General features: G+C 38.2%; 13 protein-coding genes. 2 read left to right on the top strand and 11 right to left on the bottom strand.

Features of this window, described 5'->3' with window-relative positions; genetic code table 11:
* Window positions 1-71 precede the first annotated feature (71 nt).
* Complete coding sequence (locus C7J90_RS04430) at window positions 72-2,921, bottom strand: YhgE/Pip domain-containing protein (RefSeq protein WP_103208524.1); 2,850 nt, start codon at window positions 2,919-2,921, stop codon at window positions 72-74.
* A gap of 355 nt (window positions 2,922-3,276) precedes the next feature.
* Here C7J90_RS04430 and C7J90_RS04425 point away from each other — a divergent pair, with 355 nt between their 5' ends.
* Entirely contained in the window at window positions 3,277-5,274 is a 1,998-nt protein-coding gene (locus tag C7J90_RS04425) for a glucosaminidase domain-containing protein (protein ID WP_103208526.1), read from the top strand.
* A gap of 58 nt (window positions 5,275-5,332) precedes the next feature.
* Here C7J90_RS04425 and C7J90_RS04420 read toward each other — a convergent pair whose 3' ends face one another.
* From C7J90_RS04420 to C7J90_RS04405, 4 genes are all read right to left on the bottom strand, one after another.
* Window positions 5,333-7,270, bottom strand: coding sequence for a hypothetical protein (locus tag C7J90_RS04420; protein WP_103208527.1), 1,938 nt, complete (start codon window positions 7,268-7,270; stop codon window positions 5,333-5,335).
* Window positions 7,271-7,437: 167 nt separating this feature from the next.
* Complete coding sequence (locus C7J90_RS04415; protein WP_103208529.1) at window positions 7,438-7,767, bottom strand: antibiotic biosynthesis monooxygenase; 330 nt, start codon at window positions 7,765-7,767, stop codon at window positions 7,438-7,440.
* A gap of 6 nt (window positions 7,768-7,773) precedes the next feature.
* A complete protein-coding gene (locus C7J90_RS04410) occupies window positions 7,774-8,169 on the bottom strand; it encodes a YbaN family protein (RefSeq protein ID WP_103208531.1) in 396 nt (131 codons plus the stop codon).
* Window positions 8,170-8,494: 325 nt separating this feature from the next.
* Complete coding sequence (locus C7J90_RS04405) at window positions 8,495-9,874, bottom strand: NAD-dependent succinate-semialdehyde dehydrogenase (protein WP_103208533.1); 1,380 nt, start codon at window positions 9,872-9,874, stop codon at window positions 8,495-8,497.
* Window positions 9,875-10,027: 153 nt separating this feature from the next.
* On the opposite strand from C7J90_RS04405, the gene C7J90_RS04400 reads away from it, so the two are divergent.
* Window positions 10,028-10,375 carry a zinc ribbon domain-containing protein YjdM gene (locus C7J90_RS04400; RefSeq protein WP_103208535.1) on the top strand — a complete coding sequence of 116 codons (348 nt, stop codon included), beginning with the start codon at window positions 10,028-10,030 and terminating at the stop codon, window positions 10,373-10,375.
* Window positions 10,376-10,642: 267 nt separating this feature from the next.
* Here the strand turns inward: C7J90_RS04400 and dhaM are convergent, their stop codons facing one another.
* From dhaM to C7J90_RS04370, 6 genes are all read right to left on the bottom strand, one after another.
* The gene (gene dhaM, locus C7J90_RS04395) at window positions 10,643-11,008 is read right to left on the bottom strand and encodes a dihydroxyacetone kinase phosphoryl donor subunit DhaM (RefSeq protein WP_103209063.1); all 366 of its coding nucleotides are present in this window, start codon (window positions 11,006-11,008) and stop codon (window positions 10,643-10,645) included.
* A 1-nt stretch (window position 11,009) separates the two neighbouring features.
* Window positions 11,010-11,588: a dihydroxyacetone kinase subunit DhaL gene (gene dhaL / locus C7J90_RS04390; RefSeq protein ID WP_103209064.1), complete on the bottom strand. Its 579-nt coding sequence runs from the start codon at window positions 11,586-11,588 to the stop codon at window positions 11,010-11,012.
* A gap of 11 nt (window positions 11,589-11,599) precedes the next feature.
* Window positions 11,600-12,568 (bottom strand): dihydroxyacetone kinase subunit DhaK, encoded by a 969-nt coding sequence (gene dhaK, locus C7J90_RS04385; protein WP_103209066.1) that lies wholly within the window; start codon window positions 12,566-12,568, stop codon window positions 11,600-11,602.
* 226 nt (window positions 12,569-12,794) lie between these two features.
* Window positions 12,795-13,496: an antiholin-like protein LrgB gene (gene lrgB / locus C7J90_RS04380; RefSeq protein ID WP_103209068.1), complete on the bottom strand. Its 702-nt coding sequence runs from the start codon at window positions 13,494-13,496 to the stop codon at window positions 12,795-12,797.
* Complete coding sequence (gene lrgA / locus C7J90_RS04375) at window positions 13,489-13,917, bottom strand: antiholin-like murein hydrolase modulator LrgA (protein WP_103209069.1); 429 nt, start codon at window positions 13,915-13,917, stop codon at window positions 13,489-13,491. Before lrgA ends, lrgB begins: the two co-directional genes overlap by 8 nt.
* A 350-nt stretch (window positions 13,918-14,267) precedes the next feature.
* Window positions 14,268-14,996 (bottom strand): response regulator transcription factor LytR, encoded by a 729-nt coding sequence (locus tag C7J90_RS04370; protein ID WP_103209071.1) that lies wholly within the window; start codon window positions 14,994-14,996, stop codon window positions 14,268-14,270.
* Between the last annotated feature and the right edge of the window lie 2 nt (window positions 14,997-14,998).

Below are 14,998 nucleotides of genomic sequence, written 5' to 3'. Positions count from 1 at the left end.
CAAAGGGAACATATTCAAAGACCATTTAACAGCTTGAATATGTTCCCTCTTTTTTAATAGTATGGTGACTTTTATTCTAAAATATCACTTTTTTCTGCTTTATCTGCGAGCGTTTGAGCTAATGGACCGATATAAGGCTTACCGATAATACCGAGTAAAAAGAATCCAACACCGAATAGTCCAAGTGTTAGTACTTTGTACGTTAATATCTCAGGTACAGGTCCTCCTACAGCTTCACGTAGTGCATCGATACTATATGAGAATGGTAAAAATGGATGAATCGCTTGAAAAAATGCTGGTGTCACTTCAATAGGGAACGTGCCCCCTCCTCCTGCAATTTGTAACACTAAAATAATAATGGCTAATGCTTTACCTGGATTTCCCAGTAATGATACTAACGTGTAAACAATCGTCATAAAAATCATCGCTGAGTAGACACATAATGCAATAAATAAAGGGACTGACTCAACAGATGCTTTTAATATGACAATATCTCCAACCGAAACAATAAAGGCTTGTATCATGTTCATCGTCAAAAAGATACCCATCTTACCAAGATATGTTTCTCGAATCGTTAAGTAAGGTTTAAGTGTTTCGTGCTTATTATGAACCGTCAACAAACTCACTAAAAGGAGTGCGCCAACCCATATCGCAAGTGCCGTGTAGAACGGTGTACTAGCCGAACCGTAATCCTTAACTGGGAAGACGTCTTCTTTTTGGATATCTATTGGATTAGCGATGACACCTGCTTGTTTCTTAAGGTCATTACGTAAAAAGTCAATCATATCTTGTAACGTATTATTTTTATCCAACTCTGTAAAAATATCATTCGCTTTTTGGATATCTTTTTCTACATTTGGCATTTGGTTACGTGCAAAGTCCGCTAGTTGACTTAACGACGCTTTGGCTCTAGGTTGATTTTCATCTAAGATTTCACGTAAGCGATCATATTTTGCAAAGAGTTCCGGTAAGTTTTGATTGACCGTATTTGTTGCGTTGTTGAGACGCGACTCTAATTTTGGCAAATCATTTTGGACAAAATCTGATGCACGTGCGACATTCTCTTTAAATTTCGGGAAGTTTGATTGTGCAATTGACATCGCATCGACATACGTTGCCTCAATTGACGGCAATACTTCTCTTAGACGTGTTAAACGTTCATTGCCTTCTGTCAACACTCTTTGACCTGTTCGAATGATGCGTTCAACGTCTTGTAATTTCGCCTGCGCAGTATCAATCGTTGTCGCACCTTTATTCAGTGCTTTACCCACTGCATCTGAAACATTCAACAGTGCATTTTGTATATCAGTCTCAACTGTTGTTTGAGCTGAGTTAAGGCGCTCTTGAATATCACTGAGTGCATGTATGACATCAGCCGCTTCACTTTTACCAGAGTTCCCTCCAGCAATAGCATCATTCAGTGCGTTTAAACGTTTTGTCACAGTCGTTAGATCCTCTTGCGTATTCTTGAGCTTTTGTTGCGCTTTTGAAAGGTCAATACCTTCTGTTTGTTCAACTTGTGATAAAAAGTCACGATAATCACGCAAAGACTTACTCGCATGATTCATTCGCGCAATGAGATGTGTTAGAGGTTGTTTGAACTCATCAGGTTGGTTTGAACTCATAATGCCAAAACTTAACGTCTTAGCAGCTTCAATATCTGATTGTGTGGCCTCTATTTGTGAAGCCGCCGTATCATTCACACTCGTTAGTGCTTTAGCATAAGCAGCAGTCATCGCATTTGCATCCTCTTCTGACATCACTTGGCCATCTGGTAGTGGCTGAAGATTTGAGTCATTTGCCGTACTCAGTTGTGCCGTCTGATATTGATGTGATGGACTACTTTGAGGTGTAGTTTGTACGTGATTGTCAGTAGGTGCATTTTGTATGCTGTTCGCAATATCTTGATTTGTTGATTGCGCACGATCAATCACTTCTCCATATGCATTGAGACGCTCTTTCACAAGCGGTAATCGTTCATTCGCCGCATTTAAGTCTTGCAATCCTTTTTCCGTTCCTGCGACTGCTAAATCAACGCCATTATTAATCGCTGGAAAACGATTTGGCACACCACTTGCGACCTGCAATGCTCGCTCAATATCGGGCATATATCGGTTCAAATCCACAATCAATTCCGCGCGTTCATTAATTGCTGGAATACTTGCATTAATTTGATTGAGACGCTCTGTCGCACTAATCGCTTCATCTTTATAATTTTCTAAATTCCTAAATTCATTGGCATAGTTATCGATCTTATCTTGATTATCATCTGCATAAATAATCGCTCGGCGGAAACGTTCAATCTTTGGTAATGCTTGATCCGCCGCAAAAACACCATCCCGTATCTTTTCATAAGCTGGAATTTGATCTTCTAATTTAATACCGAGTTGGTCTGCTTGATCGAGCAACACTTTAGTGACTGTTTCATTAAAGTTATCATTCGCTTTTTTGACAATTTCACTCGTACCAGCATCTGTCATTTTAGGCGCAATCGCATTCAATTTTTGATTGACCTTATACGTCACTTTAGCTTGTTGCGGATCTTTTCGTAACGTACCTGTAATTTCATGTGTAAACGCCTTAGGAATATAAATAGCTGCGTAATACTTACCCATACGCAAATCTTGATCCGCCTTTTCACGACTCATAAATCGCCAGTCAAAATGGTCGTCTTTTCTCAATGTTTCTTCAATTTTATTCCCAACATTAATTTTTTTATCTTTGACAACATCCCCCTCATCCTCATTCACAACGGCAATCTTAATTTGATCCGTATTCGAATAAGGATCCCAGGTTGCTTCTAAGTTAAACCATGCATAAAAAGAGGGCAAAATAGCCAGCCCTGCAATTAAAACCAGTGCACCAGGCGTTTGAGCAACTTTTTTCACATCCATCATAAAGAGCTTGATGGCATTTTTCATTTTTTTCACCTCAAAATTTATTCTTATAAAGATGTACATCAATTGAAAAATATCTTATCATATGAATTGTAATCGTAAAACTTTATTATTCTATCTATTTGAAATCATTTTGGTTGATATGTATCAACATTATAGGATAACCTAACATAGTATAACAAACACCAAGTTGTTGAAAAAGTGTTTTCCTAACAGCGCGCAAAATCATGCCTCCAATTGAGTCGAGCTGTACTTCGCTGTTGAAAACCCATATTCAATTCATCTATGTACATTAAAATTGTATGATATACGACATCGCTTATACATATTTAAAAGATCACATCATTCGAAATTTAACATATAAATAAGGAGGATTATCTTGAATCAAAAATACATTGTTGCTGGAGTTTTATCCACTGCGCTACTTTTACCATCACTTATATCAAACATTTCGCAAGCAGCGACTGAGACATCCTCATCGCAATCACCGAATCATAAAGCACGTACAGTCACTGATGCGTCACCTTCATCTGAAACACAAAACGAACGCTCCGATGACACAGAATCAAAACGTTCAAAAAAAGAAGACACATCATCTGAACGTAACGACGAAAAGTCCAAAGATCAATTAGAGTCAAACCAAAATGCATATCCCTATCACTTTGATGTATTTGCGCCATTCAAAGTCCCTTCACAGTCATCATCGAATACGTCATTTTTCGATACCCTGTTTGACTCATCTGATTCATCATCATCTCTTGAGACACCATCATCTTCAGATTCAGCGACAAGTGTGACAGATGAATCACAAACTCCATCAGAATCGTCATCTGAGGAGCACTCAAATACAGCAGAGAATGAATCACGTCCTTCATCTGAAACACCAGACGATCGTAGCTTTTTTGACAATTTAAATGCAATTTTATCAGGTGAATTAGATGCACCATCAAGTTCTGACTCTCAAGCAAATGAAAATGCGAAAGAGTCATTATCAGAGGAAACACCTAGCACCGAATCGACTCAAGATGATGAGTCTCATCAAAATCCCTCTGATGAAGAGGAAACATCATCTGAGGAAACAACAAACGAAACACCAACAGATCAAGAAACCGACGCAAAACTACCCGAAGAAGAACCTTCGCAATCGGATCAAGCTAGTGAATCCTCTACAGAATCCGTCGGTAGCGAGGCAACCATTAACGCCTTACTTGATGAATATAGCGAAAAAGCCGAAAAGACACAAAATGAATACCAAGATAACCCTAAATCATCGTCTTCATCTGTAAATGACAAGACATCTCGTAATCCACAAATCCCAAGTACTGACACATATAAAAATGATGCATCCCAAGTCCCTAAACAATCATTCAAAAACGATACAGATGCCGACACTTTGCGTCAGATCACATTATTCCAAGAGATAACAGGGGCAAATCACGACGATGCAAGCTTCAAAGCGGTCCCAAATCAGTCTACACGTCAATTTATCAATTCTATCGCCAAAGAGGCTCATGACATCGGGCAAGACCACGATATTTATGCATCAATCATGATTGCTCAAGCAATTTTAGAGTCTGATTCGGGTCGTAGTGCATTATCTCAAGCACCGAATTACAACTTATTTGGGATGAAAGGGGCTTATCAAGGACAATCGTCAAACTTTGATACTTTAGAATCTAACGGTCATTCGATGTATCAGATTAATGCGTCATTCCGAAAGTATCCTAATTTGAAGGCTTCACTGAATGATTATGCGGATTTGATTAAGCATGGTATTGATGGTAATCCCGATATTTATAAAGCAGTTTGGAAAAGTCAAAGCGTGAGCTATCGCACCGCAACTTCTGAATTAGTAGGCACATATGCGACAGACCCTAACTATGACATAAAACTCAAATCGCTAATCGAAACGTATGATTTGGAAAGATTTGATCAGAAAAAGATGCCAACATTATTAAAATCAAAAGATATAAAAGAGACGCGCACTGCTGACGGTAGCCCATTTAAGGCGTTCTCCCCTCATGGCGTATCTCCTTATCCATTTGGGCAATGTACGTGGTATGTCTATCACCGTATGAGTCAATTTGGACTCGATATTGCAGGCGACATGGGCGATGCCAAAGATTGGACATACTCATCATTGGTTAAAGGCTACAGCGTTTCAGATCATCCGCGTCAGCATAGCGTTGTTGTCTTCAGTCCCGGAGAATTGGGTGCTGACCGTTATTATGGTCATGTCGCATTTGTAGAAAAAGTGAATCAAGACGGCTCAATTGTGATTTCAGAGTCAAACGTTAAAGGACTCGGTGTCATATCTTATCGTACGATTGATGCAGAATCTGCTAAAACACTTGATTATATTCAAGGTGAGTCATAAATATACTATCAATCCCCGCTTCAACGATGAAACGGGGATTTTTTTTAGCTTTATATAACTATTTGCGCTTTTTACGAAACTTCCAAATGAGACATGCACCTAAGGCGATTATCATGATTCCTACTGGTAGTAATGCGCGTTTTGCGACTGTGCCTGTATCAGGTAAACTCAAGTTGCCTTTATCATCAAACAATCCATCGAGTATGCCACCACTTGTGTTCTTGCCAATCAATTGATTCGGATCAATATGTGGTTTAGATGCAAAATCATGTTGAAACAACCCACTACCTAATTTGTCTTTTAATCCTGAACCACCATTATTCATTAAATGACGGTATCGATCATTTGTACTTGGTGAAGGTAATTTCAAATCACTCAATCCTTGATCCAAATTTAAATCTGGCAATCCTTTTAATGGGGCTACAATCCAATCCAGTCGTTTTTGGGCATCTTCTCGTGCTTGTGCGATTTCGTGGCGCAATGCTAATAAATGATTGGCTTTATCATTAAGCTCTCCACGTACTAATCCTAACAAATCGTTCGCATTTTTGATATCTTTTGCGATATCTTCAGCAAGAATACGTGCATTTTCAGGATTCAATTTTGCACCTAATATCGCTTCTACCACTTCTTTTTTGCGATCCGTGTTATTCAATAATGCATTTAAAATATCATCACTTGTCGCTTGACCATTTGAATTAAAATTTTGCTTTAATCGCTCTATGATGACATCATTTGTAGGATTGTCTTGCATAATCCGATCTGCAAGTGCTGTCGCATCGCCTCGATCAAACCTTGATGCTAATAGACTTTTAACCAATTGCTTTTGATCTGACGTATTATTTAACATGCCATCAAGTAGTGTATCACTTGACGTGTCACGTAATTGTCCCATCGCACGTTGAATTTGGTCAGCTATATGTTGATCAGATTGTCCTGATATCGCCATTTGATTGGCTATTTTCTTTGACTCTGCATCACTAAACAATTGACCTAATACGTCTTCAGTAGCTTGACGCTTATGATTTGATTCGCTTAATTGCGTTAAAATAGCATTATTTTGCTGATCCAATTGCGATTGTACATTTTGAACACTTTGGTCAATTTGCTTTTTTTGAGCATCGCTGACATTTTCATTCTTTTGGAATGTCTCTTTCAATTGCTTTAAAGCTTGAGATTTAGATGCGTAATAGCTGTCATTTCGACTGTGACGATTGGCATTGTCACTAACAATATCATCAATTTTTTGAGTCGTTCGATCAGCAGACAGTAATGATGATTGCGATGAGGCGTCAGTTGTTTTGAAAATATCATCTATCATTGTATGGTGTGATTTATCTTTGGATGACGCTTCTACTACACCAACTTCTGATGAAGCCCCTTCGTTTTGCGTTGCTTCATGATTCTCTGTATTTCCTGTTGCCTCATCAACTTGAGATTCAGACGTTTCACCTTCATTACCGATTACGCGCGATAATGAATCAATATCATCTAATATTTTCGTTACATCTGTATTTGTGTCAGTGCGATGATCATGCCCAGTCGTGTTATGATTTGATGTAGTTTTAGCAGTTGAGCTCCCCCGTTGATACGTATCAACTTTTTCGTTTAACTTTTCAATCATCTGATCAATCTCATCAACAATAGGTCTTTTGTTCTCTTGCGTTGCGGACGCTTGAGCCAATTCATCCGCATGATCGGCCTTATCCAAGATAGAATTGATCCCTGATTTTGAATCATGTTGTAACTGTGCAAGTTCTAAAAATGATTGTTTATAATCTGTATTTAGATGTTTTAAATCATTAATGTGACGTTCAGCTTCCTCCAATTGTTGCTTTAATGTTTGATTCGTTCCTTCTTGTACTGCAGGGTTTGTGTCAGCATACACATGATCATTAGCCTCATGATACACAAGCGCCCCTGTTAATAACATTGTTGTCGTTAACGTAAACTGATGTAACATTTTGACATGGCGTACATTCTTTTTGTGTAACATGTCATCCATCCTTTCATTATCATACATCATATTATAAACGTCCGAACCATTAATTTAAACTATAAAATCCATATCAAAATACACCCGAAAAAGTTAGAACTTTTGTCCAACTTTTCAAGGTGCATCCTGTTACGATATGACGTACACGTTTGGTTATCAGAGATATATTAAGCGTGCGCCTTCCCATAATGGTATCCAATTGTATATTTTGAAATTTTGTTATCGAGTATAGGACTCTTTTGATCTTCATTATGTTGGCGTACATTTTGGTGCGCCTCTTTGAATACATCTGATTGTAACCATGTTTTAAAGTCATCTTCTGAGCGCCAAATTGTTAAAATTTTAACCTCATCATATTCCTTAAGATTTTCAGTTTTGGTAACATACATGTCTAAAAATCCGTCAACCGTTTCGATACCTTGTCGCTTATCGAAGCGTTGCATTGTCTCTTCTGCAGCCCCTTTAGTCAAAGTGAGCTTATTTTCTGCCATAAACATCCTTTGTCACTCCTTGTTTAAAATATTGGTTTCTCGATAAGATCTCGGCAACGTTTTGACCACTGTAAACAAAATAATCGTTTGCATAATTAACATGACTGAGAGGCCTATACGTATATATGTATTCGAAATCATTATAATGGAAAAACCGACAACAATAACCAAACTCACTAAAAGTTTGATTTTTTCTGGCATACTATACCCTCGATATTTACGGAAACTTTCAACATACGTACGATACATTTTCGTTTGGACTAGCCAGTCATGAAAGCGATCCGAACTTTTCGAAAAACAAATGACTGCTACTAATAAAAATGGCGTAGTTGGAAGTAATGGAAGTATCACACCTAAAAAACCCAATCCCGAAAACAATATGCCTATCGTAATCAACAATGGCTTCATCTCACAACCTCCATTTCTATTGATAACGATTATCACTATCAATTGTATTGTAACATTTTCATTTTGTAAATGCCATGATTTAATGGTTATAAAATAACAGGTTGGGATATAAATATCTCGAAGTTTTCTTATAATGAGATGATTCATTCAATGATACAAAAGTGTCTTTTTAAAGTATTTTAATGTAAAATTACATGTATATTAGGAAATGCGAGACAAATAATACGGATTATTGATAAAGGAAAAGCGTAGAGGTGATTCAATCATTGAACCATCTCTACGCTATTATTTTGAGATTGATGTCTTAGACGCTTTAATGACTTTATTATTCTAATCCGATTGATAAATATTTCGTTTCTAAATACGGCTCAATACCCTCGATTGCACCTTCACGGCCGTATCCACTTTCCTTCATGCCACCAAATGGTGCGTGCGCTGCTGATGGTCCACCATCATTCCATCCAACAACACCATAATCTAAATGATTATAAATATAGAGACCTGTACGATAATCATTCGTAAAAAAGTACGCTGCCAAACCGAATTCAGTATCATTTGCATATTTAATCGCTGTATCTAAATCACTGTAACGCATAACAGGTGCGATGGGGCCAAATGTCTCTTCATGCATTGCTTTCATATTTTGATTCACATTTGTGATGACAACAGGTTTTAAGAAATTGCCGCCCATCTTAATATCCTCGAGCGAACGCGACAACTCCCCACCATGCGCAATGGCATCATTAATATGGTCGAGCACCTTCTCAACAGCACCTTCATTGATGAGCGGTCCAACTTTCACATCTTGATCGAAACCATCTCCTACTTTGAGTGCATGTACGGCTTCAATCAATTGTTGTTCATACGCTTCTGCGATATCTTCATGGACATAGATTCTATTTGCACAAATACACGTTTGACCAGCATTTCTAAATTTTGATGCGATTGTTTGTTCGACTGCTTTCTCAATATCAGCATCCTTGTGTACAATTAACGGTGCAAGTCCTCCTAATTCCATCGTTACATTTTTAACTTGTTCTGACGCTTGTGCAATTAACTTTTTACCAACGCCAGTTGAACCCGTAAATGTCACTTTGTGAACCTTCGTATTTTCTGTAAAGTGTTTGCCGGCATCTTTGCCACTCGCAATAATATATGAAATAGCATCTTCTGGAATCCCAGCTTCATGCGCTAACTCAACAAGGCGTATCGTTGTCAGTGGTGTTTGTGTAGCTGGCTTACATACAATGGTACAACCTGCTGCAAGTGCAGGAGCCATCTTTCGAGTAATCATTGCTGCTGGGAAATTCCATGGTGTAATCGCACCGACAACACCAACTGGAAACTTATCAATAATGATTTTCTTGTCAGGTGTATTAGCAGGGATAGTGCGTCCATATGTCCGTTTGGCTTCTTCCGCATACCAATCTACATACGACACAGCATAATCAACTTCACCCTGTGCCTCTTTAAATGGTTTACCACCTTCTAATGTAATTAATCGAGCAAGGTCATCTCGATGTGCTTTAATCAATGATGACCATTTCCAAAGTAATGATGCACGTTCATGCGCATCAACGTGACGCCATGATTTAAATGCTTTATACGCACGTTCAATTGTTGCTGTGATAGCTTCATCTGAGGTAAAATCCAAAGTTTGAATCACTTCACCTGTTGAAGGATTGGTAACTTCTAATTTTGACATGTTAACAGACCCCTTTTCACAATAACCTCGTATATCGGCTATTTTATTGATTTATTCCCTTTTATCGTATCATTTTAAACGTTTACATACATACATTTTTGATTAATTGTGCTAGATTATAGGTAAGTACTCATGAAAGTAGGGATTAAAGAAATGACAGCAACATTACCCAACTGTCCACAATGTGAATCAGAATACACTTACGAAGATGGCACGTCCTACGTATGCCCTATGTGTGGACACGAATGGACACAAGCTTCAATCGATGAAGCCACTGAAGCCGCCATTGTACGCGATGCAAATGGCAACGAACTTAAAGACGGCGATACAGTCACAGTCATCCGAGACTTAAAAGTCAAAGGCTCATCAAGTGCCATCAAGCAAGGCACAAAAGTCAAAAACATTAAAATCGTCGAACCCGAAGACGGACACGACATCGACTGTAAAATCCCAGGCTTCGGACAAATCGGCCTGAAATCAGAACTCGTCAAAAAAATATAAAAAGGTTGTTGAGCATGCGGTTAGAGTTTGAGCATAACTCGAGCAATTCAAAAAATTGTTCCTCAAATTTTGAAGAATTGCGAAGTTATGCCGAAAACTCTGCATGCGAAACACCGTCTATCACAAGGTTGTTGAGCAAAGCCAAGGTTGGGACAAAAGCGTTTAGGATTTGAGCAGAACCTCATAGCAAACAAAATTGTTTTTAGCAATAGGATTTAAAAAGCGGTGAAGAAAGATGTTAACCATTTTCTTCACCGCTTTTTCTACTTATCTTGCATATGCTTCATAAACCGCTTCAATCGCTTCGTCAAAACTTTTCCCTGTTGAAAGTGCAACGCTTGCAACAAAGCTTCCCTCAACGATAGGTGCCGTCACTTTTTCAATGCGCTGTTGACCTGAATACATTTCAATCGCCATATCGAGATTCATTTCAGATGAACCAATATCGAAAAAACATAATGCATCCTCTTCAAGTTGATTGATCACTTCTGAAACTTCATCAAATGATGTCCCGATTTCGCCTTGGTTACCACCTACAGCAATCACATCAACACCTTGTGCCATTTGATTGAGTAAAGATTTAGTCCCTGTGGCAATGGCTTCACTATGACTTACAATCACAATCGTTGTCATCTTAATCCTCTCCAATCAATGCATTTAAAATATAGACACTACTTTGTGCACCTGGATCGATATGGCCTTTGGAATCTTCTTTAAAATAAGCTGCACGCCCTTTTGTAGCAACCATATCTTTTGTCTCATTCGCAAAATTTTGCAACACTTCTAACGTGACTGACTCATGATTTTCGACGGCTTGGCGTGCCCTTTCAATAACGTCATACATCGTTTTTTCATTGAGTTCTACTTTACCACGCTGTGCTACTGCTTCTGAAAAAGCCGCTAATAATTGGGCTAATTGGTCATGATTAATTTCATCTTCTTGTGCGACCTGCGCCATTTTGACAAAACTAAACCCATACAACGGACCTGACGCACCACCAATATTTGACATAAGTGTCATACCCGTAGATTTCAAAATACTCGCAACCGAATTGTCATCGATTTTCTCTTCTAATGCTTCAAAACCACGGCGCATATTTACACCATGATCACCATCTCCAATAGCACGATCAAGTTCTGTTAATGTCTCTTCTTGATCTTGAAATGTCTCTTTGAGTTGTAGTAAGCGCTGTTTAAGTGTTGTTTTATCCATATGTTCGCCTCCTAATTTGCAAAATATTGACTCGCTGTCGGTGCATTCAATGCTTTACTAATTTCTTCTTGATACGGAACTAACGTAATGGAAAAACCTTGCATATCTAGAGATGTCATATAGTCTCCAACAAACCAAGATTGAACAGTTTTTCCTTGCGATTGAAGTGATTGAGCCACATATTTCGTAGCAATATTCAATTCTGAGAGTGGTGTTGCCCCCATTCCATTCACCATCACAATGACTTCTTCATCTTGAACCTCTTCAACAAGACGTTCGACGAGTTGATCAGTGATACTCTGAATTGGTTCAACTGGTATACGTTTAAGTCCTTTTTCACCATGAATGCCAATTCCGATTTCCATGTCTTTTTCATCGATATCAAAACCATATTTACCTGTAGTTGGAACCATTGGTGGCGTTAAGGCCATACCAATCGAGCGTATATCTTCAATAAACGTCGCGACTTTAGATTGGATAGTCGAAAGTGCCTCACCTTGATCAGCGAGATAACCTGCATATTTATGTGCAAACACTGTTCCTGCAACACCACGGCGCTGTTTGACATCTTCTATTGCGATATCATCTCTGACAATGACCGTCTCAACATCAATCCCTTCCATTTGCGCCATTTCTTGGGCCATCTCAAAGTTCATCACGTCACCTGCATAATTTTTGACAATCAACAGTACACCGTCTCCTGTATTCACTGCTTTAATCGCATCTAATACTTTGTCAGGCGTTGGTGATGTAAACACTTCGCCACAAACAGCTGCATCTAACATACCACTCGCGACATAACCCGCATGAGCCGGTTCATGGCCACTTCCGCCACCTGACACGATAGCAACGCCAGATTGCTTTTTGGATTGACGGACAACAATCGTATCATGAATGACTTCAATATCTGAGTTTGCATATTGCATCCCTTCTAACATATCTTTAAGAAAATGTTGCTTGTCTTGAACTAATTTTTTCAATCGACTCACCTGCTTTTCTAAGATTTAAAAGATTAAAAATGATGGTACATACTTCTATCAATTCAAATCTTTTGTCCCTTTTCTAGTATTATATCTTTTTTGCTTATTGCTTTCACATCAAACGATAAGCGCAAAGAATAAGGTGATGTGCTCAACCTTTCTCTTCGCGCTTATGTTGAAATGATGAATTATCGTTTTTATTTTTTATATTAAACTAAGTGAATTCTTAGAAGAATATTGATGTTAAGATTGGAACAACGACTACAACAACGACACCCACAAGTACAATCGCAATACTTGCCATTGATTCTTCAGTTTGTCCAAGTTCTTTTGCTGCAGCAGCTCCTAAAGTATGACCACTTGTGCCTAACGCAAGGCCTCTTGCGATTGGATTTTCAATATGGAAAAATTTCAATAGTTTATTTCCTAGTGCATAAATGATTACCGCATTTAAAATAACAGCTAAAGATGTAAGCTCTTTAATACCATTAATCCCTTCTGATACCGGTAATGCAATTGCAGTTGTTGCTGCTTGTGGTAACATTGATGCGATAATTTGATCCCCAAATTGTAGCGCCTTTGCAATGAAGAAAATTGCGACCAGTGCCCCCACTGTTCCTAAGCCAATGCCTCCAATAATACGATGCCAATGTTTAACAAGTACATCACGCTTTTTGTATAGTGGAATCGCAAAGGCTATTGTGGCTGGCTCTAAGAAGAAGTTAATGACATCGCCACCTACTTTATACTTTTCGTATGGTATACCAGTAAAGTAAAGGAATGCAACACCGACAACCATAGCTACAAACAATGGTGCAAATAAGAAAAATCCGTTTGTTTTTTTAAATAGATATGTTGCAATTAAAAATGGAATAACCGATAGCAATATCCCAAAATAAGGTGTATCTAACGCAAGATGATTAACCATGTGAGTGCGCTCCCTTCACTTTTTTCGATTTACGCGATGTTTCGGCAGGCTTTGATGTAACTTTCAAAATGATTTGTGATGCAAATCCTGTACACACGAGTAACAATAATGTTGAAACGATGATTAAAGCGATAATTAAAAATGGGCTTTGACCCAAAACGCCTAATGAGTTGACGACTGATACGCCTGCTGGAACGAATAAGAAACCGATATTATTCGTTAGTGCTGTCCCAACTGACTCTACTTGTCCTAGTTTGACGATTCCTGTGCATAATAAGATAAATAATAATACAAGACCTATCACTGAAGCAGGCATCGGTATTGGCATAAATGACTCAATTATTTTTGAAACAAATAATATCAATGCCATCACTAAAACTTGATGTAAAAAACTATACGCTTTCCCTTTTTCCTCTCTCATTTTCCCGGCCTCCTGTGGCTTATTGATTAACTCTATTTTAGTATGAAAAACGATAAATAAAGCGTTTTCATTCCGAAATGCACATATTCACATGTGAAATGCACAAACACATAGGTAGTGAAGCAAATGGCGACAGTCCGAATCACAAAACGAGCAACACAAAAAACCACTCCCATAATGTGCACCCTTTACAATTGGCATTTTCAGCCCTAATTCTAAAGTTCACAGCATTAATGAAAGTGGTTTGATTAAACGCTATCTTTATTTTTGCCAACTTATGACATCATACACAGTATCCTTTTTAACAATAGGGTTTTGAGATTTATCTCTCAGCCTCTTTTTAAAAATGATTACGATAAACCAATCGCTACTTTGAATCCTTTCATATATGAGCGACTCACCTGCATTTTAATATCATTCGTTAACGTCACCATAAATGTATAATTAAACCAATGTTCCACCGCTTGAATATGTTGTTTATTAATAATATGTGCGCGATGTATTCGTAAAAAATAATGCGGGTTCAATTTCTTTTCGTACGCACTAAGGGGTTCAGCCACTTCAAATTCACCTTGTATCGTAAATATAGTCGTGACGCCTTGGTTTACACTAAAACCAATAATATCTGATTGATTCAACATATGAATACGATCCTCTATTTCAATTGGCAACGCTTGCTCTGTCGATTGTGTATGTACGACCTGCGTTTCTGAGGGTTCTTTTTGTTGTAGACGTACTTTTTGGACGGCTTGTTTAATCCTATCTTCCTCAAATGGTTTGAGTACATAATCTGTCGCATTCAATTCAAAGGCTTGAACCGCATATTGATCATGAGCTGTCGCAAATATAATTGCTGGGGGGGCCTTCATTTTTTGAATTTTCCGCCCTAGTTCAATGCCATTTTCGTCCATTAAGTTAATATCTAAGAAAATAACATCATATTCATGTAAGAGTAATGCCTCTAAAGTTTCAGAGACATTTTCAGCTTCATCCAAAACTTCAAAACCGCCAATGCGATTGAGTAAATACATGAGTTCATTACGTGCTAAAGGTTCATCATCAACAATTAAGACTCGCATCA

The organism is Staphylococcus felis, from assembly GCF_003012915.1.
Lineage (GTDB): Bacteria > Bacillota > Bacilli > Staphylococcales > Staphylococcaceae > Staphylococcus > Staphylococcus felis.
This window is presented reverse-complemented; position numbering and strand designations above follow the sequence as displayed.